The following is a 24,676-nucleotide window of genomic DNA, read 5'->3' on the forward strand; positions in this document are numbered from 1 at the left end:
TTGTTTCCAATTATTCATCCAATACCTTTTATTCCGCGAAAATATGATTTTAATGAACTTGAAAAAGACCTGAGTATACTAATAAGAGAATATCCCTTTTTGAAATTAAACATTATTGGTCGAAGTGTATTAAATCAACCTATTTATGAGATTGTATTTGGAGTAGGAGAAAGAAAGATACATTGGAATGGTTCATTTCATGCTAATGAATGGATTACAACTTGTGTCATTATCAAAATGATTGGATGGCTTTGTCAGACCATTACATTGAAAGAATTACCATTTCATAAAGAATTGTTGGATTTATTTAATCAAAATACGTTATCGATTGTGCCTATGGTCAATCCGGATGGAGTAAACTTAGTTATTAATGAACATGTTGAGAATAAAGAATATTTTAGTTTTGTCAATCAAATTAACGAAGGAAATGAAGGTTTTACAGGCTGGAAGGCAAACATTAGAGGCGTTGATCTTAATAATCAATTCCCTGCCAATTGGGAGATTGAAAAAGAAAGAAAAAAACCAAAAACTTTTGCACCTAGAGATTATCCAGGTGATGCACCTTTAACTGAACCAGAAGCAATAGCAATGAGTAATTTAGCCATTGAAAGAAAATTTGATCTTATTTTAGCATTACACACGCAAGGAAGAGAATTTTATTGGGGGTATAATCATCTTGAACCGCCAATATCAGAAGTCTATGCTAACTATTTTTCGAGTATAAGTCCTTACAGGGCAGTAAAAACGATTGATAGTCATGCAGGATACAAGGATTGGTTTATACAAGAATTTAGAAAACCAGGATTTACACTTGAATTAGGTAAAGGGATTAATCCTTTACCACTTTCAATGTTTGAATCCATTTTTGCAGAAACATTTCCTATATTGTTGGCTTCATTATTTAATTTAGAAAATTATTATTTGAATCCATTTTTAAAAAGCCAATTATATAAATAAGACTTTAAATAAATTAAAAAAGCTGACAAATGTCAGCTTTTTTGTATGTTTTCTATATGTAGAAAAAGATTTTTTAGAAAACGAAAAAAATTATAGATGTTCTGGTGGATAACCGTTATGTAAAATTGTCATAATGGCAAACCAAGCAAATAGAACTAATGTAGCACCGGAAAATAAAATAGCTAATAAATTTTTGTTCTTTAAAGATCCGAATAATGCTGGAACACATAAAATAGCTACTAGGATAAAAATAATAACTGTACCCATTGTTAACCCCCTATAAAAATTTCTTCAAGCAACCCCTGTTTGCTATCACATCATTATTATTGTAAAACTTTTATGAACAATTGTCTATTTGATTTTAGGACTAAAACAAAATTATGATATAGTATTAGATAGATTATAAAAGAAAGCAGGGTATTAAAATGAATGTTTTTCAATTACCGTTAGGTACTTTACAAACAAATTGTTATATCATAAGTAATGATTTGAATGAAGCTGTTATTTTTGATCCAGGTGATGAAGCAGATATTATTTTTAATGTGATTGAAGAGAATAAATTAAAGCCATTAGCAATCCTTTTAACACATGCTCACTTTGATCATATCGGGGCTGTCGATGATGTGCGTGATGAGTATAATATACCCGTTTATATTCATAAATATGAAGCTGATTGGTTAACTGATGGCCAAAAAAATGGCTCAGAAATTTTTATGAGAAACCATTCAATCTTTGCAAGAGAAGCTGATCATTTAATTGAAAAAGAAGGGAAAATGGAAATCGGTCAATTCTTATTTTCAATATTCGAAACTCCAGGTCACTCACCAGGTAGTGTTTCATTTTATTGTAAAGAGATCAAAACCGTATTTTCAGGTGATGCTCTATTTCAAGGAAGTATTGGAAGAACGGATCTACCAGGCGGTGATCACGAACAATTAATAAAAAGTATTAAAGGAAAACTATTATCGCTACCCGATGATGTTGTTGTTTGCAGTGGCCATGGTCCAAATACAACGATTGGCGATGAGAAAAAACATAACCCATTTTTTTAAGGAATGATTATGAAAAACTTAATTCTGAATGAAATAAATAAAAGTAAAGATCATTTTATTACATACGAACAATTTATGGAAAAAGTATTATATGATCCTGATAAAGGATATTATCAGAAGGATCTTGAAAAAATTGGGCGAAAAGGTGATTTTTACACTTCAAGTTCGATCGGTTCAATTTATGGTGAAGTAATTGCAGCTACGTTTTGTAGATTTGTAAAACAAAAACTTATCGATCCTTTATTTGTAGAAATCGGTGGTGGAAACGGTCAATTTGCCTCCTCTTTTCTTGCGTATTGTGAAAAAAATGAAACTGCGATATTTAAGGATTTGATCTATCATATAATTGATGAAAGTAAATATCATCAATCATTACAAAAAGAAAAATTGAAGAATTTCTCTAATGTCCAATTTTTTAGGAATTTAATAAAAATTGAAAAAATCAATAATGGGATGATTTTTTCAAATGAGTTGTTCGATGCCCTACCAGTTCGAGTCGTAGAATTTAATGACGAAAGTCAATGGCAGGAAGTCATTATTACGATAGATGAACAAAATAATCTTAAAGAGCGACTCATAGATATCCTTGATGATGATATTCATAAATTTCTTATTCAAAATAAATTTCAAGGGAAAAATGGACAAAGAGTTGAAATTCCGGTTAGTATGGGAAAAGTATTCGATTTGTTACAATCGAAACTCGACCAAGGAATTATTTTAACAGTTGACTATGGTTTTACTCGAGAAGAATGGGATGCACCACATCGTATTAAAGGAAGTTTACGGGGCTATTATAAACATGAAATGAAATCAAATATATTAGAAAATTTAGGTGATATGGATTTAACGACTCATATCCATTGGGACGAATTAAAAAGACTGGGTATGGAAAGTAAGCTTGAAAATCTGTATTTTTCTAACCAACGAAATGCTTTACTTGATTTCGGTGTGTTAAATTGGCTAATACCACATGCTCAATCAAATCCATTTTCAATTGAGTATAAACAAAATAGAGCTGTCCAATCTTTAATAATGCCTGGTGGAATAAGTGATTCATTCCAAATGTTATTACAAACAAAAGGAATGACTGAAGAACAACAGATCAAAATTAAAGAATTAATTTCATTAAATGAATTCAAATAAAAAAACCAGTCAATTGACTGGTTTTCTTATTATTCACCGAAGCCAGGTACTAATAAGAAAGTACTATAATATGTAAATCCTACAAAGAACACAGTTAAGTATGCGCCAAAGATATAGATGTACATACGCTCAGAAAGTTTTAGATAGCCTAATACTACGAAAAATGCTGTTTGACATGCAAAAATAAGTGCAGCTGCTGACATATGTCCAACAAAGAACATTATCGTAAAGATTGCTGTCCAGAATCCTAGAACGCGAAACATACGATCCATTCTAAATCCCCCCATAAAAAATTTCTACCCATTCATTATTATAAAATAAGGAAGTTACAATTGTAAACAATGTATTATTACAAATCTTACCTGATCCAAACCTAATGAAAGTACTTATCCAATATAATTTTTCTTAATTTGTTATTTTCTATGCGCTATGTAGATTATTTTTTGATTAATTTACATTTTTTTTTACAACATAATTTTGAATTTCTAGTAAATTATTTTGAAAAATTAAAAGGTAGTTCGTAAGAAAAATTTTGGCAAAATTGAATTTTTCGTTTAATTTCAAAATTTTCATGAATTGAACTAAATGAATGATGAAAATATAATTGCTTCATAAGAAAGGGGGACTACAAAATATGTCAGTTGAAAAAATAGTCGAACAACTTTTAAAAAAGGCTTGTCACTTCGGAGCGTCTGATATACATTTATTACCTAAAAAAGACGATGTTGAAATTTTTTTTCGGATAGATGGGCAGTTAAAGTTTATTCAACGAATTAGTTCAGATGAATCAAAGAGAATCATCATGCATTTGAAATTTTTAGGTAGTATGGACATAGGAGAAATTAGGAAACCGCAAACTGGTATTTTAGCTGTTCAAATCAATGATATTTTACTATCACTCCGTTTGGCAACACTTCCATCAATCATTGATGAATCAATGGTTATTCGGATTCATCCTCAACAAAAGATTACTCCAATTGAAAAGCTTTCATTATTCCCATCTACAACTCGTAAGCTTTTATCTTTATTACACCATTCCCATGGGTTAATGATGATTACCGGGCCAACAGGTTGTGGGAAAACAACTACATTGTATTCACTTTTACATGCAGCTAAAAAAGATATTGAAAGAAATATTATTACTTTAGAAGACCCGATCGAAAGAAAATCAGATGAATATTTCCAAGTTCAAGTAAATGAAAAAGCAGGCTTAACATACTCAACGGGTTTAAAGGCTATTTTAAGGTCTGATCCTGATATCGTAATGGTTGGGGAAATTAGAGATGAAGAAACAGCAAAAATTGCTGTAAGGGCTGCATTAACAGGGCACTTAGTATTAACAACAATCCATTCAAAAAATACAAAAGGTGCTTTGTATAGAATGTTAGAACTCGGTATTCCTAAAGAAGAATTATTTCAAGCTATGGTCGCAATCGTTTCACAAAGATTAGTGCCTGTGAAATGTCGTTTTTGTGAAGGTGAATGTGATCCAAGTTGTTTTGTAAAACGAAGAAATAGAAGATTGGGTGTATACGAATTACTTTACGGTAATGCGCTCAATTCTGTAATAAATGAGTTTAGAGGGATTCAGGAGGAAGCTCAATTTAGTACATTAAATAATCAAATCATTAAAGGGTATGCTCTTGGCTATATTGATTGTAATTCTTTGGATAGAAGCTTGTTATATGGTTAAAAGGTTCTTTAAAAGAAAGCTTAATTTATATGAGCAGGCAAGATTGTTAAAAATTTTAGGGGAGTTATTACAAAAAGGTTATCCCCTCATTCAAGCAATTGAGTTCTTATCAATCCAATTTCCAAAGGAACTTAATGATTCAGTCAATCATGCAAAATTATTATTAATCGAAGGTAATTCATTTGTTGATTTTGCTAAAGAGCTAATACTTCATCCAGATGTTCTTGTTTACTTGTACTATGCTGAAAAACATGGGGATCTATCATTTGCATTAAGAGAAGGAAGCTTCATGTTAACGAAAAAAATTCAACATCGAAACTACTTACGTAAGATTATGGGCTATCCAGTATTTTTAATAACGATTTTGTTATTAATTTTAACAGTGTTTAGAAGTTTTGTTATTCCTCAATATGAAATATTATTTTCTACGTTTCAATCTAATCAGAATTCATTTTCATATATTTATCTTCAATTTATAAAAAGTTTACCCTCAATTATGTTTATCTGTGTTTTCATTATAGGCTTAATTGTTATAGGTTTTTTTATTACTTTAAAGAAGTTGAATCCAATTGAGCGAATGGAGAAGTTAGTTCAAATACCATTACTAAAAAAATATTTAATTATGATGAATACCTATGAATTTTCAATGCAATTGAGTATTTTGCTCCATGCTGGATTTCCTATTATCGATGCTTTAAAAACTATGCAAAATAATGATAGTAGAACATTTATAAAGGAAAAAGCAGTAGTCATGTACAAGCAAATTAGTAACGGAAACTCAATGCAGCAAGTTTTGATGAATGAATGTGCATTTCATAAAGATTTAATATTCGTGATAGATCATGGAATGAACAATAGTACTCTTGAGAAAGAACTTAGTGATTACGCGGACTATTTAAAAAATAGTATTGAAGATTATTTTCAACGCTCAATTAAAACGATTCAACCGATTATTTTCATCTTAATATCATCAAGTATTTTATCATTATATATCGCAATTTTATTTCCAATGTTTCAATTAATGAACAATATTTAGGAGGGTTAATTGTGAATGAAAAAGGATTTACTTTAATTGAAATGCTTGTAGTATTATTAATCATTTCAATTTTATTGTTGCTTGTTATACCAAATATAGGAAAACAACAGGATACAATCCAAACGAAAGGATGTGCAGCATTGCAAAAAATGGTTCAATCAAGTGTTGAAGCTTATCGGTTAGATAATGATCAATTGCCAGACAGTTTAACAGTATTAAAAGAACAGGGCTATATAACAACTTTCAAATGCAAAAATAAATTAGAGCTTTCTTATGATAAAACGAATGGTACTGTATCACTTCCTTAAAAAGCATATTGGAGATTCATTAGGATTTACTCTAATTGAAATGTTAATAGTCCTTTCCTTAATGATGGTTTTACTAATTCTTCCAATCAGACAAGTCCAAAAGATTGAAGATAGTCAAAAAATAACTTTATTTATACAATTGCTTCAGAATGATCTATTTCTAGCACAGAGAAACGCAGTTTTGAAACAAATTCCAACTAGAATTATTTTTTATCAAGGCAAATATGAAATTGAAGATAATTTATTAAATCCCCCAATTGTTATTCGAAATTATGATCAAGCAATTTCGGTAACTTATCTAACTTTAAGACCTCCATTAAGATATAACTCCGATGGTAATATTTCCAATTCAGGTACAATTTCAGTTAAGTATAAAAAAATTGAATACGTTGTAACGATTTACTTAGGAAGCGGTCGATTTAAATATGATAAAAAATCATAAAGGATTTACGTTCATCGAAGCAGTGATTTCATTAAATCTATTAATTATTTTTTGCAGCATAATTGTTCCTTCACTTTCATTAATTCTGCAAAAAAAAGAAGCCTTAATACTAAGAAATAATGCAGATGACTTGTTAACTGATCTGTTTCACCTCTATGTTTTAAACAGAGATGAATTTAACGAAGGGACTTTTATGAGAAATGGTAAAGAGTATTCAGTTGAAATGCATAGAACAAATAATTCAGAGAAGATTTGTGTTTCATGGTTCAATCGGAAAAAGGAAAGTGAATTATGTGAAGAAATTATGGAATGAACAAGGTTTTACACTGCTTGAAACACTTTTTTCACTAATAATTTTTATAATTATTATTTCAATAACGACTTCTAGTTTGAAAAGCTTTGTCAATCGAAATAATCAATTCGAATCAGTTAATAAATTAGAATGGGATAATTTTATAAAAGAAGTTCAAAAAGAGGCAAACAAAAGTATTAGTTTTACAATTTACTCTGATATGTTAATTTTTGAAGATTCAATTCACGTTACAAGTAGTTATCGAAAATACGCCACCATTATTAGGAGACAAAAGCTTGGTACAGGACATGAGATTGTATTGCAAAACATTAGAAGTATAGAGTTTCAGCAAATAAGTAAAAAGCAAATTTTCATAAAAGTAGTTGATTTAAAAGGGGGAATTTATGAAAAATCTATTCGATTATTTATTGATTGATAAAAAGAATAAAGAAAGAGGAATTTATTTACCTTATACAATAATTAGTATAAACATTCTTTTAATTTTTTTTCTAATACAAATCGATATGTTTTATTCAATTAATACATTTTATCATTTCACAAGTAATCAAAATAAACTTGATCGGGCATATTCTCGTGCGATATTCGACTTAAAACATGGTGAAATTCCACTTCAATCAAATATAATAAAGTATTATAATAATACAAAAATTGTATGGAATTTTAAGTCATTAACGTATGATGATTATTTTGTAGTTTTGACGAGTAGCAATTCTAAAATTAAAAAACATGTAATACAGTTCAAATATAAAAAAAGTACAAACCAAGTGTATGATTGGACAGACTAAGGTGGAGGATAAAATGCAATCAATTTATTTAGTTGGGTTTATGGGGTGCGGGAAAACGACAGTTGGAAAAGAGTTGGCAAAAAGATTAAATAGAAAATTTATCGACCTAGATGAAGAAATAGTCATTCAAACAGGTGACCAAATCCCAAGTTTATTTGAGAAGTTTGGGGAAAGTGGCTTTCGAGATATTGAAACAGAAACATTGAAATCGATGTCTTCTAAAGGGGCAGTCATTTCAACAGGTGGTGGAATTATAATTCGAGATGAAAACATTCGTTTAATGAAAGAAACTGGAATGATGTTCTATCTTGAATCACCTATTGAAATTTTATTCGAAAGAATTCATTCAGATTCTAATCGCCCTAATGCTGTAAACCGTTCATTAAAAGAATTAACTGAATTATTTTTAAGTAGAGAATCCCTTTATAAGAAGGCAAATTTTCATATTTCAACAAATGGTTTAACGCCAATTGAAGTGTCAGAGGAAATCATTAACTGTTTAAATTATTCAAAAGGAGGAGATAGTAGAGGTATGTAGAAGAAAGTAAGGTGATTTTTTTGAAAACAAATGATTATGTGAAATATATGACCGAGCAGTTCATGAATTACATCGACCAACCAAAAGAAGAACGTGATTTAATAAAACATGAAAAAGAAGAAATGAAAAAACCATTTACTACTAATATGTTTGGTATGCTACCATTAAGCTTTGCATTGTACATGAAAAAAATTCAAAATAAAAAAGAAAAAGATAAGAAAAGTATGTAAATAATAAGACTGATTTCAAAGCTTCTGAAATCAGTCTTATATTTTATACATTAATATGAGATTACATTCTGGGGTGTGATTGTATACCAAATGATCTAGTTTTATTATCCTAATTTACTCATTGTGTTCGGTGAGAGATAGAAAAGTCCACCATTAATACAATCTACGTGAATGATTGGCTCATAAAGTTCTTTTAGTGCATTGTATTCAACATGATAGTTTTCAGGTTTTTCTTCATCATCTTCGTAAAATTGATTTAGTAAGTCTAAATCATGTTGCCATCTTTTTTTTGCCTCTTCAGCCCAAGTTTCATCTTCTTCTTGAATTTTACCTCGAAGTAATTGTTCCATTCTATTTAAACCACTTACCGGTTTAATAATAGGTGACATTGAATAACAAAAATCAGGGATTTTTGAGTTGAATTGAATCTTTTCAAGTTTGGTATGGAAATCTTCTATAATCCTTCCAGAAATCAAATGAATTCCAAAAGAATAAATATAATCTTTTTTATGATCACAAGTAAATGAAACTTGGTAATTTACTGCTAACCAAGGGTGTAAAGCAATTTGTTGTCCAATAGGGGCTTTTGTTTCTTCATAAAGTCTGATTGATTGACCAAGCTCATTTACAATTGAAAAGATTTGATGAAGTCGAGGTGAACCAAAATGAATTTGTTCACCTTTTATATCATCCGGTGCATTATCATTATCTGTAATAATCGTTAACTTCATTGGATTAGGGATACCGCCTGTTTTTTCTAAGTAATGCCAATAGAAAGGGCGATTCATTAATTTTTTATCCATTTCAATCGTAAGTTGAATTTCTAAATAGGTTGGTGTTTTTGTTACGATTTCACAATCATTATTATGAAAAAAATATTCAATATAATCATGAATTTCACGTTGCTGCATAACGATCACCTTCTTGTTTATGTTGCTGTAATTGAATAATTGATGTTAAATTCTCCATTTTAATTTTCATTTCGCCTTCCGTTTTTGAGTTAATAAAGATTTCGTTCATATGAGCTTCGAAATCTTTATAAGGAATGCGAGTAAGGATATCATCGAGTTCACCAATTACACGTTCAAATAAATTAATTTTCTCATAAAGGAGTCGTAGAATATGCTCCTCTATTGAGCCAACAGTAGCAAAATTATAAATACATACATCCTCTGTTTGTCCAAGTCGATGAATACGACCAATTCTTTGTTCTAGTCTCATTGGATTCCATGGGAGATCATAATTTATCATATTTGAACAAAATTGTAAGTTAATCCCTTCACCACCAGCCTCGGTTGCAATAAGTACTTGGACTCTGTTTTTAAATAACTCCTTCATCCAATCTTTTTTACCACGTTTAAAACCGCCTCGAAATGGTACGGAAGTAATACCATTTTGTTTTAAGAACCACTGCAAATAAAGCTGCGTTGCACGATATTCAGTAAAGATAATGACTTTATCATTAATCTTTTTTATTAGTTCAACTACTTTATTAGCTTTAGAGTTGGACGTGATTTGATTAATTTGATGGAAAACCTTATCAATGTATGGATCTGTAATATTAATATTTTCTTTTTCAAATTTTTGAAGCATTTTCTTCATTGATACATAAACAGCTTCTCGACTACTACATGCTTCACGTTTAAATGTGAGAAACGAGAATGCAGATGTTACACCTGTGTACTGTGACTTCTGCCATTCATCTATTAAATTATAAAGTTTTTGTTCTTCTTCATTGAAATTTATTAATACTGTTTCTACTTTTCGCTTTGTCCATTCGATACCGGTATCTTGTCTTCGGTTACGTACCATTACTTTTCCAATTAATTCTCTTAATAAGTCCTCGTGCTCTAATGAACGATTTTTAGCTGAAAAATATTCTTCAAAATTGGATTTATTGCCAAGATGTCCAGGTTTTAAAAGTGAAACTAAATGAAAAATTTCTTCAATCTTGTTTTGAACAGGCGTTGCTGTTAACAATAAACAATATTTCTTTTTTAGATATTGTACAAACTCATAGTTTTTTGTTTTATTATTTTTAAGTTTATGAGCTTCATCAATGATAACTAAATCATAATTAATATCTAATATTTTTTCACGATGTGGTGCTCTTTTTGCTGTATCAATTGAGGACACAACAACATCACAGCTATCCCATACATAATTCTTTTTTTGCTGCGCAATAGCAGGGATATGGAATTTTGTATTTAACTCATAAGTCCATTGTGATACAAGGGAGGCTGGAACGAGGATTAATACTTTATTAACTAATCCACGAATCATGTATTCTTTTAAAATTAAACCTGCTTCCACTGTTTTTCCTAATCCTACTTCATCTGCAAGAATTGCCTTTCCATTCATTTTTTCAATTACGGTCGTAGCAACTTCCAATTGATGAGGTAAAGGTGTTAAGTTCGGTAAATGAGATGGAGCAATCATACCCGTAAATGAAGGAACTGCTAATTTTGTAGAAGTATGATAGGCAAGTTTATAATTCTCCCAATTTGACCATGGTCCATCATTCTCTAGCTTCTCTAAGAACTCTTCCTGCCATTCTGTATGGAATTTAATCTCAATTGACATGTGATTCTCACCTATTTCTATTTAATCTTAGATAATCATGAACGTTATTGTAGTATAATCTGATTAATGTTCGTTATTTTCTTTTTATAAAATTTCACTTCTATATTGATGAAAACTGTCGTTTAATGTTAGGATAATAGTGTAGAAAAAAAGTAAAAATTTATTATTCTTTTACAAAACAAAAGAGTTTTATTGTTTAGAAAAAACAGTTAACTAATATAGTCTGATAATATTTTCTTGTTTTCTACTAGTTTTTCCGAAAAAAGATAAATTATGTAAATTATTTAATGGTTAGCTGGACGAACTAATAATTTAGTTTTCCATCATGCTAGGATGTAGATAAGGGGGAGATGGCTACATGACGACTTTATTACGTACACCTTTGTTTGAAGAATACAAAGTGTTAGGTGGTAAAACAATTGATTTTGGTGGCTGGGAGCTACCAGTGCAATTTTCGAGCATTAAAGAAGAACACGAAGCTGTTCGTACAGCAGCTGGTTTATTTGATGTTTCTCACATGGGAGAGATTGAAGTAACTGGTAAAGATAGTCTTAAATATTTACAAAAAATGATGACAAATGATATTTCAAAATTGAATGAAGAAGGCGCATTATATACCGCAATGTGCTATGAAAATGCAGGTACAGTTGACGATTTACTAGTTTATAAATTTAATGATGAACATTATTTATTAGTTGTAAATGCGTCTAACATTGAAAAAGATTTCGAATGGTTACTTTCACATGTTGAAGGTGATGTAAAAGTAGTTAATAAAAGTAATGAAATTGCACAATTAGCTCTACAAGGGCCAAAATCTCCTGCAATTTTACAACGTCTTACGGAGACAAACGTTACAGATATAAAATATTTTACTTTCAAAGATAATGTATTAATTGGTGATCTAAATGTATTAGTTTCACGCACTGGTTACACTGCTGAAGATGGATATGAGCTATACTTAGCTGCTGAAGATGCGTCTAAGCTTTGGACTTTACTTTTAGAAGCAGGTAAAGAAGATGGTTTAAAACCTTGTGGATTAGGTGCACGTGATACACTTCGTTTCGAAGGGGCTCTAGCATTATATGGACAAGAACTAACGAAAGACATTACTCCTTTAGAAGCTGGAATCGGATTTGCTGTGAAATTAAATAAAGAAGAAGATTTCTTCGGTAAAGAAGTTCTGAAAAATCAAAAAGAACAAGGTGTTCCTCGTAAACTTGTTGGAATTGAAATGATTGATAAAGGGATTCCTAGAACTCACTACCCTATACATTTAAATGGGGAAGTAATTGGTGAAGTAACAAGTGGTACGCAATCTCCAACATTAAAGAAAAATATTGGACTTGCATTAATTAAATCTGAATTTTCTGCTTTAGGTACTGAACTTGAAGTCGAAATTCGAAATAAAAAATTAAAAGCAGTTGTAGTTTCAAAACCATTTTATAAAAGAGAGAAGAAGTAACTAGGGGGAGAAAGGGGATTACCTTAATGCATCGTTATTTACCAATGACAGAGCAAGATCGTCAAGAGATGTTAAAAGTTGTAGGCGTTTCATCAGTAGATGAATTATTTAGTGATATTCCTGAAAAAGTTCGTTTTAATGGCTTATTAAACATTAAAAAAGCAAAATCTGAATCTGATTTGATTCAAGAGTTAAGCGAATTAGCGAATAAAAATGCAAACTTAAGAGAATATGTATCTTTCTTAGGTGCTGGTGTATATGATCATTATTTACCAACAGTTGTAGATCACGTAATTTCACGTTCAGAGTTCTATACAGCTTATACTCCATATCAGCCTGAAATTTCTCAAGGGGAGCTTCAAGCAATCTTTGAATTCCAAACAATGATTTGTGAATTAACAGGTATGGATGTTGCAAACTCATCAATGTATGACGGTGGTACTTCTTTAGCGGAAGCAACTACTTTAGCAGCAGGTCACAATGGTAAAAAACGTATTTTAGTTTCAAAAGGTGTTCATCCACAATCACGTGAAGTTATCTTATCTTATGCAAAAGGTCAACATTTAGAAGTTGTTGAAATTGGGCTAAAAGATGGAAGAACTGATCTTGAAGAATTAAAAAATGAAATGAACGATAATGTAGCATGTGTTGTTGTTCAATATCCTAACTTCTATGGTCAAGTTGAAGAATTAGCTGAAATCGAACCAATTGCACATACTGGCAAAAGTCTGTTTGTTGTTTCTAGTAATCCATTAGCGTTAGCAGCTATTACACCTCCAGGTGAGTTTGGTGCGGATATCGTAGCAGGTGATGCTCAAACATTTGGTATTCCAACTCAATTTGGTGGACCTCACTGTGGATACTTTGCAACAACAACAAAATTAATGCGTAAAATGCCAGGTCGTTTAGTTGGACAAACAGTTGATGGAGAAGGTCGTCGCGGATTTGTATTAACGCTTCAAGCTCGTGAACAACATATCCGTCGAGATAAAGCTACTTCAAATATTTGTTCTAACCAAGCGCTAAATGCATTGGCGGCTTCTGTTGCTATGACTGCTCTTGGTAAAAATGGTGCTGTAGAAATGGCAATGCAAAACATCACTCGCACTCAATATATGAAGAAAAAGTTAGAAGAAAACGGCATCTCAGTGGTTTACAAAGGTGCTGCATTTAACGAACTTGTAATTGATGTTAAGCAAAATGTTTCTGAAATCAATAAACAATTATTTACTAAGAAAATTATCGGTGGTTATGACTTAGCAAAAGTTGAACCTGCTATGGAAAATCATATGTTAATCGCAGTAACAGAATTACGTTCTAAACAACATATTGATACATTTGTAGAAGAGTTAGCACTATTAGTAGACGGAAAGGGGATTCAACATGCTGAAGGATCAACCGTTAGTTTTTGAGTTAAGTAAAGAAGGTCGTATTGCATATAGTCTTCCTACAATGGATGTAGAAGAAATCGATATTAATGAAGTTATTCCAAGTGCGTATGTTCGTAAAGAAAAAGCGAATTTACCTGAGGTTTCTGAATTAGATTTAATGCGTCACTACACAGCTTTATCTAAACGTAACCATGGTGTTGATTCAGGGTTCTATCCACTTGGATCTTGTACGATGAAATATAATCCAAAAATCAATGAAGCTGTGGCACGTTTCGCAGGTTTTGCTCATATTCATCCACTTCAAGATGAATATACAGTACAAGGTGCATTAGAATTAATGCATGAGCTTCAACAAGAATTAAAAGAAATTACTGGTATGGATGAAGTAACATTACAACCAGCTGCTGGTGCTCATGGAGAGTGGACAGGATTAATGATTATCCGTGCATACCATGAAAGTCGTGGCGATTTTAACCGTACAAAAGTAATCGTACCTGACTCAGCTCATGGTACAAATCCAGCATCTGCAACTGTAGCAGGCTTTGAAACAATCACTGTTAAATCAAATGAAAAAGGTTTAGTTGACCTTGATGATTTACGCCGTGTAGTTGATGGAAATGTTGCAGCATTAATGTTAACAAATCCAAATACTCTAGGTCTTTTTGAAGAAGACATTTATGAAATTTCTGAGATTATCCACGCAGCTGGAGGAAAAGTTTACTATGATGGAGCTAACTTAAATGCCGTGTTAAGTAAAGCGCGTCCTGGCGATATGGGATTTGACGTAGTACATTTAAATCTTCATAAAACGTTTACTGGTCCACACGGTGGCGGAGGTCCAGGTTCAGGTCCTGTTGGAGTTAAAGCTGATTTAATTCCTTATTTACCAGCACCTATCGTTGAAAAAGTTGGAGAAGAATACGTATTAAATTCTGATCGTCCAGAAACAATTGGACGTGTTAAACCTTACTTTGGAAACTTTGGAATTAATGTTCGTGCATATACGTACATTCGTTCAATGGGTCCTGAAGGATTAAAACAAGTAACTGAAGATGCAGTATTAAATGCGAACTATATGATGCGCAGATTAGAGCCTCATTTTGACTTACCATTTGATCGTCATTGTAAGCATGAGTTCGTTTTAAGTGGAAAACGTCAAAAGAAATTGGGTGTGCGTACTTTAGATATCGCAAAACGTCTTTTAGACTTTGGTTACCATCCACCAACAATTTACTTCCCATTAAACGTGGAAGAATGTATCATGATCGAACCAACTGAAACTGAATCGAAAGAAACATTAGATTCATTCATCGATACAATGATTGCAATTGCGAAAGAAGCTGAGGAAAACCCAGAAATCGTACAAGAGGCTCCACATACAACTGTTGTAAGTCGTCTTGACGAAACTTTGGCAGCACGTAAACCAGTATTACGTTATACTAAAGCATAATAAAAAAGTTCCCTTTTAAAGGGAACTTTTTTAGATTTCGATTCAACTATTCTATTTCTGGCCTTTGTTAACTTAACTGTTGATAGTATCCGGTATCGGGAGTCTTAGAAGTATAAGATTTAAGGGGATTCATTAATGAAAAATAAAAAATTAAAGACAACTGAAATACTGAAGTGGGGTAACTACTTACGTGAGAAATGGCGTGAAAGCTTTGCAAATCATCTTTCATTCGAAGAACAAAAAATGATAGGGATGGATCATTTCCTATGGCATTTATGTAGTTATGAAAAGGTTAAATGTCTTAGGAAAGAAGAGGCCATAACAGCATTCCTTAATCAATCAAAGTCTAAATTTACAATTTTTTATCAGTTCATTAATGAAGCTTATCTTTTTGAAAATGCAAATGCAATCACGATTAAAGATTTACCGTATCATCAAATTCACATGTATTATGGTGACATTTATGTTATGGACTGGGAGTGTAATTGGACATTTATGATGACTCATGAAACTGACTGTGGTCCATATTTTTATCCAGAGGTTATAAAAGTGAGACAAATTAATAAAGTCTTATCAGTTAATTGAAGAATAAAGGTACTTGCTATTTTTCTGTATTTTTATTCATTATTTATTATTTGAATAATGTTCCCGTTCGCATAATTACGCCTGTAGTTGTAACGATTTAAAATAGAAGTAAGAACTTTGCATAAATACACAGATCATACTTTTAATCTTTTTCTAAGATACTAATTATTTCTAAAAATCTTTAAAAATAGTGTTGATTTTTTTTCTTAATAGGAGGATAATTGTACAATATTTAACTGAAAATTAACATAATTAGGGGTAATTAAAAATGAAAATCGCAAAATTTGGTGGATCTTCATTAGCCACTTCGGAACAAATTGAAAAAGTATTTCAGATTGTTACATCAGATGCTGAACGAAAAATTATCGTTGTGTCTGCACCAGGCAAAAGATTTCCAGATGATATTAAAGTTACCGATCTACTAATCGCTTGTGGCAAACATGCTTTGCAGGGGAAAAGTTATTTAAAAGAATTCAATCTTATTATAGAAAGGTATTCTGAAATTGCGATTGGCCTAGGGGTATCTTCAATCATTATGAATGAAATCTCTCTTAATATTGAACTTGCATTAAGTGGTAATAAAGAGCATCCTGCTAAATTTATGGATGCTGTGATGGCATGTGGAGAAGATAATTGTGCTAGATTAGTAGCGAGCTATTTTCAGTTAAAAGATATAGAGGCATATTATATTAATCCAAAAGAAGCAGGATTATATGTTTCAAATGAACCAGGGCAAGCTCAAGTTTTATCAAAAAGCTATGAAAATCTATTTCATTTGAGAGAAAGAAAGGGAATACTGATCTTTCCAGGATTTTTTGGATATTCAGAAGACGGAGAAATTGTAACATTCTCGCGCAGTGGATCAGATATTACTGGTTCAGTTGTAGCAAACGGTGTAAAAGCTAAATTATATGAAAATTTCACTGATGTTGACGCTGTCTATTCTGTAAATCCTACAATTGTAAAGAATCCAAAGGAGATTAAGGAATTAACTTATCGAGAAATGAGAGAGTTATCATACGCTGGATTTAATGTATTTCATGATGAAGCATTGATTCCTGCCTTCCAAGCGGGTATACCTGTCAATATTAAAAATACGAACAATCCTTTAACTCCAGGTACACGAATTGTTAAGGAACGAACATTATCAAATGGGCCTTTAATCGGTATTGCGAGTGATAATGGATTTTGTAGTATTTATATAAGCAAATATTTAATGAATAGAGAAATTGGATTTGGACGAAAAGTGTTACAAATATTGGAAGATTTTCAAATTTCATATGAGCATCAACCAAGTGGAATTGATGATATTTCAATCATTATCCGTCAAAATCAGTTTCCAGAAGAGATCGAATCTCAAATTATTAAACGAATTCATCATGAATTGAATCCTGATCACGTAGTTGTTGAAAGGGACCTTGCTTTGATTATGTTAGTAGGTGAGGGAATGCGTCACAATGTTGGTACAACTGCAAGAGCTAGTAAAGCATTAGCAATTGCCAATATTAATATTGAAATGATAAACCAAGGTTCATCAGAAGTAAGTATGATGTTTGGGGTAAAAACATGTGATGAGAAAAAAGCAGTTCAAGTAATTTATGAAGAATTCTTCGCAAAAGTGTCATCTAACTAAAATAGTAAAATATAGATGAAGAGAATAAACATCTAAGGTAATTCCAAAATTTTGGAATACATAAGGAGCAAATGGATATGACAGAGAAAGAGATTCAATTACTTCAGTGTATTGAACAAAATGGTCGCTTAAGTAATGATGTATTAGCAAAAATGATTGGAGCTACAGAAGAAGAGGTTGTTGAAATTTTAACAAAATTTGAAAACGATCGAGTTATTCTTCAATATATTACACTGATTGACTGGGGGAAAGTTCCAGTTCAAGAAAGTATTACAGCAATGATTGATGTGAAAGTTGCACCGAAACGTGGAGTAGGTTTTGACGAAATTGCTGAAAAAATCTATTTATACCCAGAGGTTAAATCAGTTTATTTAATGTCTGGAACATATGATTTATCAGTTGTAGTTGAAGGGAAGACAATGACGTCTATTGCATCATTTGTATCTCAAAAACTTTCAACTTTAGAATCCATTTTATCAACAACTACACACTTTATTTTAAAACGATATAAACATGACAGTATTGTATACGGTCAAAAACAAAATGATAAGCGTATGGTGATCACGCCATGAGTAAATTTAATCTTTCAAACACAGTAACTTCATTACAGCCATCAGGCATTCGAAAATTTTTTGATTTAGCAGCTAGCATGGACAATGTTATTTCACTTGGAGTAGGTGAACCTGACTTTGTCACGCCTTGGAATGTTAGAGAGGCTAGCATTTATTCTTTAGAAACTGGTCATACAGCTTATACTTCAAACGCTGGATTACTTGAATTACGAGAAGAAGTTAGTCGTTATTTGGCTAAGAAATTTGATGTTCATTATAATCCAGAAAATGAATTAATTATTACAGTGGGGGCAAGTCAGGGGATTGATATTGCTTTAAGAACGATTTTAAACCCAGGAGATGAAGTAATTGTCATTGATCCTTGCTTTGTGTCTTATGCCCCATTAGTATCATTAGCAGGTGGTGTACCTGTACATTTAGCAACAACTGGAGAAGAGGAATTTAAAATTAATCTTCAAGCACTAAAAAAGAAAGTTACACCGAAAACGAAAGCAATTTTACTTTGTAATCCTAACAATCCAACTGGTACTTTACTTGAAAAAGAATTACTTGAGGATTTAGCAGTATTTGTAAAAAAACATAATCTAATCGTTATTTCAGATGAAATTTATGCAGAACTTGTTTATGATGGCGAATATACTAGCTTTGCTAACATCGAGGGAATGAGAGAACATACTATTTTAATTTCTGGATTTTCTAAAACATTTGCAATGACAGGTTGGCGATTAGGGATTGTTGCAGCACCTTCGGACATCATTTCACACATGTTAAAAGTACATCAGTATGCAATTATGTGTGCACCTACAATGTCACAGCATGCAGCCGTTGAAGCATTACGAAATGGAGAGCATGATGTAGAAGAAATGAGAAGAAGTTATATGCAACGACGTAATTTCCTTGTTCAATCACTGCAGGAAATTGGTCTATCATGTCATCTTCCTGGTGGAGCATTTTATGTATTTCCATCCATTCAAAATACGGGCTTAACTTCAGAGGAGTTCGCAGAGCAATTATTATTAAAAGAACGAGTTGCAGTTGTCCCGGGAAATGTTTTTGGTGAATGTGGTGAAGGATTTATTCGTTGTTCATACGCAACCTCACTTAATCAATTGATTGAAGCTACAAAACGAATTAATCGTTTTTTACAAACGCTGCCATCATTTGAACCTGTAAATTTAACAAAAATGGTTAGTAAATAAAACATTAAAAAAAGCTCTTGTTATCCTTTACGGGAACAAGAGCTTTTTATATGACTTTGTAAAAAAAAAGAATTTGCATTTGCTTCAAAAATTCTTTCTTGAAAGATCGAAGTAATTAAATCATCATAACCTAAAGTGTCACATAGTATCCATATGTTTTGAATAGTTGGAGGGAGATTTTCTAGTTTATTCTTTATTTCATTCATAAGAGTTCCAGAAAAAAATAAGTAAGGTACAATTATGACTTGGTCATTGTTGTTTGATAGTAGAGAATCCCATATTTCATGAATGGACGGTTTTGAGACTGCCATAAAAGCAGGTAGTATCGTTTGATTTAAATTTTGTTCTAGTAATCTAACAATTGAATTAAAATCATTTCGGGTCAGAGGATCACTACTTCCTCGACCGACTAACACGATTTTAGCTGGTTTTGTTAAGTCGTTTACTTTTTCTTTCATTCGTTTTCTGACTAACTCAATCATGTTTTCATGTACTCCGATTGGATTAGCTAAATTAATTTTTAAACTTGGATTAGTAAGTTGAAATGCCTTAATTTCATCTGGAATATCAACTTTTGCATGATTGGCAGAAAGGAGTAAAACCGGTAACACTGTTACTGATTTTGCTCCTTTGTTTAAACAGTTTGTTAATCCTTGTGAAATTGTTGGCTTTGCTAATTCTATAAAACTGATTTCTTGGATTGGGCAATCAATTTGTTTTTGTACTTTTTTGACAAAGTGAATGGCCGATTGGACGGCGGACTTTATTCTGCTTCCATGGCAAACATATAAGATTGCGTCCATTCACTAACACCTCATTTCATTATTTGAATCAGTAATTAAATACTTGAGTAGTTAAAATTTTTATTTTCAGATAATGAATTGTATTTTGTTTCAAACCATTGTAATTGATGATGTAAATTAACAACTTCACCTACAATGATCATACTAGGATTCGTTATTTCCTCTTTTTCAACCACTGATAATACGTCTTTTAATGTACAAATGACCGTTTTCTGTTGCTCTGTTGTACCATAGTGGATTAGTGCGATTGGTGTATCCTGATGCTTACCATTTGAAATCAATTGATGACGAATATAGGGTAAGTTATTTACCCCCATATAAATTGCTAGTGTATCAATGCCTTTTGATAATGCAGCCCATTTAACTGTGTCTTCTTCTTTGCAGTGACCTGTTACAAAAGCAAATGAGCTACTGTAATCTCGATGCGTAACAGGGATCCCTGCATAGGCAGGGGCAGCTATACCAGAAGTAATACCTGGAACTATTTCAAAGGGAACGCCACGTTCTACTAAATAAGATGCTTCTTCACCACCACGGCCAAATATAAAGGGATCGCCTCCCTTTAATCGAACAACTGTTTTTCCTTTTTTCGCGTATTTTACTAAAAATGCATTAATTGTTTCTTGTTTCAATGCATGGTAGTTTGGTAGTTTACCTGCGTAGATTAATTCGACTGATTCTTTTGCATACGCTAGAAGTTCTTTATTGACTAATCGGTCATACAAAATGACATCAGCTTTTTGAATGCACTTGAGTCCTTTTACAGTAATTAGATCAGCATCACCTGGTCCAGCACCGACTAAATAAACTTTTCCAATCATCCCATACACCTCATCATCATCGTTTACTTAAAACCTCAATGTCTAATACATAACCACCGCTTTGGGTCACTTTCTTTTTTTCATACAACAGTAAATCTTTGACGTCCGGTTTTTTTACATAAAATTTTTCTAGCTCTGAGTCCACAAGCTTAAAAGCTTTATCATCGTCATTCGCTAAAATTACAATTGGGATTGTACGATCTTCAATTGAAGCTTCGAATCGATATAAAAACATAGGTCACCGACTTTCGTTAAGATGCTTTAACGGTTTCAAGAATTTTATTTAAATGATTTTGTAATTCCTCAATCCCAACTCTAGATACATATTCCAAGTAAGGTTCAGATGGTAATTTCTTTTCTTGGAAGTGCTGTAAGAATTTTTCTAATACAAGATGTAGAGAAGGGGACTCCACTTTACCTTTTAATTTTTCGTTTAATTTACCACCATTTGCTAACGTTCCGCCTACATAAATTTCAAATGCTTCCACTAATTCTTTTTTCTCATTACGAGCTTTTATTCCTTGTAGACCGATATCTGCGATTGCTCTTTGTCCACAAGAGTTAGGGCAGCCAACCATATGAATTCGGACTGGCACATCAAGTGATAGTTTTTCATCCAAATAAGATGCAGTTTCTTTCATTCGAGCTTTTGTCTCTACTAAAGCTAGATTACAATATTCATTTCCAGTACAAGCAACGGAATAACCAATAAACTTAGGTGGTACTGGCGTGAATTTGTCTAATAATGGCTCTTTCAATAAAGCATCTAGATTAGCTGTTGGTATATTTGGAAGAATTAAATTCTGTGAATTACAATTTCGAATTTCACCATTACCGTATCGTTTTACAATTCTTGCTAACTCAAAAACATCCTTAGAATGTAATCTTCCAACAGGGATACTTAAACCAACGTAATTTAAGCCTTTTTGTTTTTGTGGATGTACACCGTAAAAATAGCCAGCGTTCCAATTTTCTTCAAAGCCAGTTCCTTTCGGTAATAATTCACCTGTATATTTTTGTAATACTTCTTTGAATTTTTCTACACCCCAATCAGCAACTAAGAACTTTAGTCTAGAGTGATGGCGTTTTTCACGATATCCAAAGTCTCTAAAAATGGTTGTAACAGCAATTGCCACTTCTTTAACTTGATGTGGTAAAACAAATACATCTAGCGTTTGAGCTAAATGAGGAGCAGAAGAGAGTCCACCACCTACTTTTAAATGGAAGCCTGCAGTTTCCTTCCCATCAATTTCTTTAAGGGCAGGAACAAAAGATATACAATTAATTTCTGCATTAGATGCATTATTTTTATTTGTACTAATCGACATTTTGTATTTTCTAGGTAGATTAGAGAATTCTTCATTAAACTGAAAAAACTCGTAGACTTCTTTTACAATAGGAGTTGTGTCAAATAATTCATTTGGATCGATCCCAGCTAATGGATTTCCGACGATATTACGTGTGATATCACCGCAAGCTCCTGCACTTGAGAGACCAACTTTTTCTAATCGTTTAAAAATATCTGGTATTTGTTCAATTGTTAGCCAATGAAATTGGATCGCTTGACGAGTTGTAATATCGTAAACATCACGACCATAATCGCGAGCGATTTCAGCTAAGGTTACAAGCTGATCGTATGTTAAAATCCCAGATGGAACATTCACACGCATCATAAAATAGCCAGCTTCTTTTGGCTTCTGTAAATAACAACCAGCCCATTTAAATAAATCCCACTGTTCCTTAGGAATAGATTCAAACCCATTTTTAGCGTAGTAGGGGATGTCATCATAAATTTTTAGACCGTCTTTAACAAGTTTCTTTTTTTCGGTTTCATTTAATTTAGGGTTGTCTTTCCAAATTTTTTCAACTGTCATCGAACATCACCTAACCCAATATAATTTTTGCTTTTTAAAAATTGAAGTACAGTTTCAACACATTCTTGAATCGAAAGCTTATCTGTGTTTAAAGTTAGTTCAGGATTTAATGGAGCTTCATATGGGGAGCTTATACCAGTGAAGTTTTTGATTTCACCATTCTTTGCCTTTTTATACAAACCCTTTGGATCTCTGTTTTCGCAAGTTTCAACCGAACATTCAACATAAATTTCGATAAATTCATCGCTTTCAACTAAAGTACGAACTAGATTACGATCAGCTATAAAAGGGGAGATAAAGGCCGTTAATACGATTTGCCCGTTATCTACAAATAATTTTGCTACTTCACCAATTCGGCGAATATTTTCAGTTCGATCATAGTCTGAAAAACCTAAGTCTTTGTTCAAACCATGACGAATATTATCCCCGTCTAATACATACTGCTGAATATTAAGCTGGAATAATGCTTTTGAAATCTCATTAGCAATTGTTGATTTACCGGCAGCAGAGAGGCCGGTAAACCATAATATACAGCTATGGTGGTTGTTTTTAAGGCGACGATCTTGTTTTGATATACTTGAATGATGCCAAACAATGTTTTTAGACATTAAATTTCTCCTATTCTACTGAACTCGATTGAGGCTCTCTCATGCCTTCAATTAATATTTCCACGACTTCTTTCCGGCTAAAAGCGGAAGGAGGAATTTCACCGTTTTTCAGCATTTCACGGACCTTTGTACCAGATAAAGTAATATGGTTTTCGCTACTATGAGGACATGTCTTAGTTGATGCCATATTTTCACATTTAGAGCAATAAAAACTATTTTCAAAGAAAAGGAGAGTAATACCCAATTCTTCATGTGAAAATTGACTAAAGATTTTTTGTGCATCGTAAGTTCCATAATAATTACCTACTCCTGCATGATCACGTCCAACTATAAAATGAGTACAGCCATAATTTTTTCTAACAATTGAATGGAAAACTGCTTCTCTAGGTCCTGCATAGCGCATAGCAGCAGGGAATACAGCTAAAAATACGCGATTGGTAGGATAATAGTTTTGAAGTAAAACTTTATAGCTTTTCATTCTTACGTCTGCCGGAATATCATCTGATTTAGTCTCACCAACTAAAGGATTTAAGAAAAGGCCATCAACGATTTCTAATGCACTTTTTTGAATGTATTCATGAGCTCGATGTACTGGATTTCGCGTCTGAAAACCAACTATTTTTTTCCAATTTAACGAAGCAAATTGTTCTCTAGTTTGTATAGGGGTTAAGTAATATTCAGCAAATTGCGCACGATTAATCTGTTTGATTACAGTTACTTCTCCGCCGATATAAACGTCACCTCGAGAATACATTTTGGCAACTCCGGGATGATTTAAATCAGTCGTACCATAAACAGATTGTGCTTCTATCAATTTATCAGGAGTATAAATGTCTTTGATTGTTAACAATGCATAGACATCATTTTCCCAAGTAAGTTTTACTTCTTCACCTAGTTTTAGCTGACGAGCTATTTGCTCTGAAACAGGAAGCGTAATTGGAATACTCCAAACCGTTCCATTTTTTAATCTCATTTTGCTAACGACTTGTTCATAATCGTCTTTACCTAAAAATCCGGTTAGAGGACTATATGCACCATTTCCGATTAATTCTAAATCACTTAAACTAATTAAATCTAATTGGATTTCTTTTAGATTGTTTTGAATGGAAACTTCAGGTTTAAATCGATTAACTAAGACGCCACCATGCGGGGGTAAACTCATTGTTTAACACTCCTTAGATTTTCCTATTTTAGTAGG

29 protein-coding genes are annotated in these 24,676 nt (G+C 32.2%); 19 read left to right on the forward strand and 10 right to left on the reverse strand.

All coding sequences use genetic code 11. The features are described from left to right. On the forward strand, positions 1–957 hold the full coding sequence (locus B7R67_RS13065; RefSeq protein ID WP_158095098.1) for a M14 family metallopeptidase: 957 nt from the start codon (positions 1–3) through the stop codon (positions 955–957). Positions 958–1,047: 90 nt separating this feature from the next. Here the strand turns inward: B7R67_RS13065 and B7R67_RS13070 are convergent, their stop codons facing one another. Then, entirely contained in the window at positions 1,048–1,224 is a 177-nt protein-coding gene (locus B7R67_RS13070) for a DUF2759 domain-containing protein (protein WP_088071109.1), read from the reverse strand. A 158-nt stretch (positions 1,225–1,382) separates the two neighbouring features. Here B7R67_RS13070 and B7R67_RS13075 point away from each other — a divergent pair, with 158 nt between their 5' ends. Next, positions 1,383–2,009: an MBL fold metallo-hydrolase gene (locus B7R67_RS13075; RefSeq protein ID WP_088071111.1), complete on the forward strand. Its 627-nt coding sequence runs from the start codon at positions 1,383–1,385 to the stop codon at positions 2,007–2,009. 9 nt (positions 2,010–2,018) lie between these two features. Then, positions 2,019–3,152 (forward strand): SAM-dependent methyltransferase, encoded by a 1,134-nt coding sequence (locus B7R67_RS13080; RefSeq protein ID WP_158095099.1) that lies wholly within the window; start codon positions 2,019–2,021, stop codon positions 3,150–3,152. A gap of 29 nt (positions 3,153–3,181) precedes the next feature. Here B7R67_RS13080 and B7R67_RS13085 read toward each other — a convergent pair whose 3' ends face one another. Beyond that, complete coding sequence (locus B7R67_RS13085) at positions 3,182–3,424, reverse strand: DUF2626 domain-containing protein (RefSeq protein ID WP_088071115.1); 243 nt, start codon at positions 3,422–3,424, stop codon at positions 3,182–3,184. Positions 3,425–3,786: 362 nt separating this feature from the next. On the opposite strand from B7R67_RS13085, the gene comGA reads away from it, so the two are divergent. From comGA to B7R67_RS13125, 9 genes are read left to right on the forward strand one after another with little or no spacing between them, the layout of a single operon-like run. After that, entirely contained in the window at positions 3,787–4,845 is a 1,059-nt protein-coding gene (comGA, locus tag B7R67_RS13090) for a competence type IV pilus ATPase ComGA (protein WP_088071116.1), read from the forward strand. Between the two features lie 43 nt (positions 4,846–4,888). Beyond that, positions 4,889–5,881 (forward strand): competence type IV pilus assembly protein ComGB, encoded by a 993-nt coding sequence (gene comGB, locus B7R67_RS13095; RefSeq protein ID WP_158095100.1) that lies wholly within the window; start codon positions 4,889–4,891, stop codon positions 5,879–5,881. A gap of 11 nt (positions 5,882–5,892) precedes the next feature. Continuing rightward, positions 5,893–6,189 carry a competence type IV pilus major pilin ComGC gene (gene comGC, locus B7R67_RS13100; RefSeq protein WP_235822163.1) on the forward strand — a complete coding sequence of 99 codons (297 nt, stop codon included), beginning with the start codon at positions 5,893–5,895 and terminating at the stop codon, positions 6,187–6,189. After that, the gene (gene comGD / locus B7R67_RS13105) at positions 6,155–6,631 is read left to right on the forward strand and encodes a competence type IV pilus minor pilin ComGD (protein ID WP_088071122.1); all 477 of its coding nucleotides are present in this window, start codon (positions 6,155–6,157) and stop codon (positions 6,629–6,631) included. The genes comGC and comGD overlap by 35 nt, the downstream gene beginning before the upstream one ends. After that, positions 6,615–6,944 carry a pilus assembly FimT family protein gene (locus B7R67_RS22175; RefSeq protein ID WP_158095101.1) on the forward strand — a complete coding sequence of 110 codons (330 nt, stop codon included), beginning with the start codon at positions 6,615–6,617 and terminating at the stop codon, positions 6,942–6,944. Before comGD ends, B7R67_RS22175 begins: the two co-directional genes overlap by 17 nt. Then, entirely contained in the window at positions 6,925–7,359 is a 435-nt protein-coding gene (gene comGF, locus B7R67_RS13110) for a competence type IV pilus minor pilin ComGF (protein WP_158095102.1), read from the forward strand. The genes B7R67_RS22175 and comGF overlap by 20 nt, the downstream gene beginning before the upstream one ends. After that, positions 7,328–7,729, forward strand: a complete 402-nt coding sequence (locus B7R67_RS13115; RefSeq protein WP_088071126.1) for a hypothetical protein — start codon at positions 7,328–7,330, stop codon at positions 7,727–7,729. The genes comGF and B7R67_RS13115 overlap by 32 nt, the downstream gene beginning before the upstream one ends. A 13-nt stretch (positions 7,730–7,742) precedes the next feature. After that, positions 7,743–8,267, forward strand: a complete 525-nt coding sequence (locus B7R67_RS13120) for a shikimate kinase (protein ID WP_158095103.1) — start codon at positions 7,743–7,745, stop codon at positions 8,265–8,267. Positions 8,268–8,287: 20 nt separating this feature from the next. Beyond that, a complete protein-coding gene (locus B7R67_RS13125; protein ID WP_088071199.1) occupies positions 8,288–8,497 on the forward strand; it encodes a YqzE family protein in 210 nt (69 codons plus the stop codon). 104 nt (positions 8,498–8,601) lie between these two features. Here the strand turns inward: B7R67_RS13125 and B7R67_RS13130 are convergent, their stop codons facing one another. Then, a complete protein-coding gene (locus tag B7R67_RS13130; protein WP_088071130.1) occupies positions 8,602–9,408 on the reverse strand; it encodes a YqhG family protein in 807 nt (268 codons plus the stop codon). Further along, a complete protein-coding gene (locus B7R67_RS13135) occupies positions 9,395–11,080 on the reverse strand; it encodes a DEAD/DEAH box helicase (RefSeq protein WP_088071132.1) in 1,686 nt (561 codons plus the stop codon). Before B7R67_RS13135 ends, B7R67_RS13130 begins: the two co-directional genes overlap by 14 nt. A 358-nt stretch (positions 11,081–11,438) precedes the next feature. On the opposite strand from B7R67_RS13135, the gene gcvT reads away from it, so the two are divergent. From gcvT to B7R67_RS13170, 7 genes are all read left to right on the forward strand, one after another. Further along, a complete protein-coding gene (gene gcvT, locus B7R67_RS13140) occupies positions 11,439–12,542 on the forward strand; it encodes a glycine cleavage system aminomethyltransferase GcvT (protein WP_088071133.1) in 1,104 nt (367 codons plus the stop codon). A gap of 26 nt (positions 12,543–12,568) precedes the next feature. Continuing rightward, positions 12,569–13,954, forward strand: coding sequence for an aminomethyl-transferring glycine dehydrogenase subunit GcvPA (gcvPA, locus tag B7R67_RS13145; protein ID WP_235822164.1), 1,386 nt, complete (start codon positions 12,569–12,571; stop codon positions 13,952–13,954). After that, the gene (gene gcvPB / locus B7R67_RS13150; RefSeq protein WP_088071135.1) at positions 13,926–15,383 is read left to right on the forward strand and encodes an aminomethyl-transferring glycine dehydrogenase subunit GcvPB; all 1,458 of its coding nucleotides are present in this window, start codon (positions 13,926–13,928) and stop codon (positions 15,381–15,383) included. Before gcvPA ends, gcvPB begins: the two co-directional genes overlap by 29 nt. 135 nt (positions 15,384–15,518) lie before the next feature. Next, entirely contained in the window at positions 15,519–15,968 is a 450-nt protein-coding gene (locus tag B7R67_RS13155) for a DUF4275 family protein (protein ID WP_088071136.1), read from the forward strand. A 268-nt stretch (positions 15,969–16,236) separates the two neighbouring features. Beyond that, positions 16,237–17,601 carry an aspartate kinase gene (locus B7R67_RS13160; protein ID WP_088071138.1) on the forward strand — a complete coding sequence of 455 codons (1,365 nt, stop codon included), beginning with the start codon at positions 16,237–16,239 and terminating at the stop codon, positions 17,599–17,601. A 77-nt stretch (positions 17,602–17,678) separates the two neighbouring features. Further along, a complete protein-coding gene (locus B7R67_RS13165) occupies positions 17,679–18,173 on the forward strand; it encodes an Lrp/AsnC family transcriptional regulator (protein ID WP_088071140.1) in 495 nt (164 codons plus the stop codon). Then, a complete protein-coding gene (locus B7R67_RS13170) occupies positions 18,170–19,372 on the forward strand; it encodes an aminotransferase (RefSeq protein WP_088071142.1) in 1,203 nt (400 codons plus the stop codon). The genes B7R67_RS13165 and B7R67_RS13170 overlap by 4 nt, the downstream gene beginning before the upstream one ends. 20 nt (positions 19,373–19,392) lie before the next feature. On the opposite strand, the gene B7R67_RS13175 is transcribed toward B7R67_RS13170, so the two are convergent. Genes B7R67_RS13175 through sat form a run of 6 tightly spaced genes read right to left on the reverse strand, consistent with a single transcriptional unit; the run spans position 19,393 to position 24,640 of the window. Further along, positions 19,393–20,175, reverse strand: a complete 783-nt coding sequence (locus B7R67_RS13175) for a sirohydrochlorin chelatase (protein WP_088071144.1) — start codon at positions 20,173–20,175, stop codon at positions 19,393–19,395. Between the two features lie 35 nt (positions 20,176–20,210). Next, complete coding sequence (cobA, locus tag B7R67_RS13180; protein ID WP_142289558.1) at positions 20,211–20,996, reverse strand: uroporphyrinogen-III C-methyltransferase; 786 nt, start codon at positions 20,994–20,996, stop codon at positions 20,211–20,213. A 16-nt stretch (positions 20,997–21,012) separates the two neighbouring features. After that, positions 21,013–21,231: a DUF3906 family protein gene (locus tag B7R67_RS13185; RefSeq protein ID WP_088071147.1), complete on the reverse strand. Its 219-nt coding sequence runs from the start codon at positions 21,229–21,231 to the stop codon at positions 21,013–21,015. Between the two features lie 16 nt (positions 21,232–21,247). After that, on the reverse strand, positions 21,248–22,870 hold the full coding sequence (locus B7R67_RS13190; RefSeq protein ID WP_088071149.1) for a nitrite/sulfite reductase: 1,623 nt from the start codon (positions 22,868–22,870) through the stop codon (positions 21,248–21,250). Next, positions 22,867–23,478: an adenylyl-sulfate kinase gene (cysC, locus tag B7R67_RS13195; RefSeq protein ID WP_088071151.1), complete on the reverse strand. Its 612-nt coding sequence runs from the start codon at positions 23,476–23,478 to the stop codon at positions 22,867–22,869. The genes B7R67_RS13190 and cysC overlap by 4 nt, the downstream gene beginning before the upstream one ends. 10 nt (positions 23,479–23,488) lie before the next feature. After that, positions 23,489–24,640, reverse strand: a complete 1,152-nt coding sequence (sat, locus tag B7R67_RS13200) for a sulfate adenylyltransferase (RefSeq protein WP_088071153.1) — start codon at positions 24,638–24,640, stop codon at positions 23,489–23,491. Positions 24,641–24,676 lie beyond the last annotated feature (36 nt).

This window comes from Gottfriedia luciferensis (genome assembly GCF_002156865.1).
GTDB lineage: Bacteria > Bacillota > Bacilli > Bacillales > Bacillaceae_G > Gottfriedia > Gottfriedia luciferensis.

Coding starts and splice junctions, on each gene's coding strand:
- B7R67_RS13070 (WP_088071109.1), bottom strand. CDS start 1,224: ATGGGTACAGTTATTATTTTTATCCTAGTAGCTATTTTATGTGTTCCA.
- B7R67_RS13075 (WP_088071111.1), top strand. CDS start 1,383: ATGAATGTTTTTCAATTACCGTTAGGTACTTTACAAACAAATTGTTAT.
- B7R67_RS13080 (WP_158095099.1), top strand. CDS start 2,019: ATGAAAAACTTAATTCTGAATGAAATAAATAAAAGTAAAGATCATTTT.
- B7R67_RS13085 (WP_088071115.1), bottom strand. CDS start 3,424: ATGGATCGTATGTTTCGCGTTCTAGGATTCTGGACAGCAATCTTTACG.
- comGA (WP_088071116.1), top strand. CDS start 3,787: ATGTCAGTTGAAAAAATAGTCGAACAACTTTTAAAAAAGGCTTGTCAC.
- comGD (WP_088071122.1), top strand. CDS start 6,155: ATGATAAAACGAATGGTACTGTATCACTTCCTTAAAAAGCATATTGGA.
- B7R67_RS22175 (WP_158095101.1), top strand. CDS start 6,615: ATGATAAAAAATCATAAAGGATTTACGTTCATCGAAGCAGTGATTTCA.
- B7R67_RS13115 (WP_088071126.1), top strand. CDS start 7,328: ATGAAAAATCTATTCGATTATTTATTGATTGATAAAAAGAATAAAGAA.
- B7R67_RS13120 (WP_158095103.1), top strand. CDS start 7,743: ATGCAATCAATTTATTTAGTTGGGTTTATGGGGTGCGGGAAAACGACA.
- B7R67_RS13130 (WP_088071130.1), bottom strand. CDS start 9,408: ATGCAGCAACGTGAAATTCATGATTATATTGAATATTTTTTTCATAAT.
- B7R67_RS13135 (WP_088071132.1), bottom strand. CDS start 11,080: ATGTCAATTGAGATTAAATTCCATACAGAATGGCAGGAAGAGTTCTTA.
- gcvT (WP_088071133.1), top strand. CDS start 11,439: ATGACGACTTTATTACGTACACCTTTGTTTGAAGAATACAAAGTGTTA.
- gcvPA (WP_235822164.1), top strand. CDS start 12,569: ATGCATCGTTATTTACCAATGACAGAGCAAGATCGTCAAGAGATGTTA.
- gcvPB (WP_088071135.1), top strand. CDS start 13,926: ATGCTGAAGGATCAACCGTTAGTTTTTGAGTTAAGTAAAGAAGGTCGT.
- B7R67_RS13155 (WP_088071136.1), top strand. CDS start 15,519: ATGAAAAATAAAAAATTAAAGACAACTGAAATACTGAAGTGGGGTAAC.
- B7R67_RS13160 (WP_088071138.1), top strand. CDS start 16,237: ATGAAAATCGCAAAATTTGGTGGATCTTCATTAGCCACTTCGGAACAA.
- B7R67_RS13165 (WP_088071140.1), top strand. CDS start 17,679: ATGACAGAGAAAGAGATTCAATTACTTCAGTGTATTGAACAAAATGGT.
- B7R67_RS13170 (WP_088071142.1), top strand. CDS start 18,170: ATGAGTAAATTTAATCTTTCAAACACAGTAACTTCATTACAGCCATCA.
- B7R67_RS13175 (WP_088071144.1), bottom strand. CDS start 20,175: ATGGACGCAATCTTATATGTTTGCCATGGAAGCAGAATAAAGTCCGCC.
- cobA (WP_142289558.1), bottom strand. CDS start 20,996: ATGATTGGAAAAGTTTATTTAGTCGGTGCTGGACCAGGTGATGCTGAT.
- B7R67_RS13185 (WP_088071147.1), bottom strand. CDS start 21,231: ATGTTTTTATATCGATTCGAAGCTTCAATTGAAGATCGTACAATCCCA.
- B7R67_RS13190 (WP_088071149.1), bottom strand. CDS start 22,870: ATGACAGTTGAAAAAATTTGGAAAGACAACCCTAAATTAAATGAAACC.
- cysC (WP_088071151.1), bottom strand. CDS start 23,478: ATGTCTAAAAACATTGTTTGGCATCATTCAAGTATATCAAAACAAGAT.
- sat (WP_088071153.1), bottom strand. CDS start 24,640: ATGAGTTTACCCCCGCATGGTGGCGTCTTAGTTAATCGATTTAAACCT.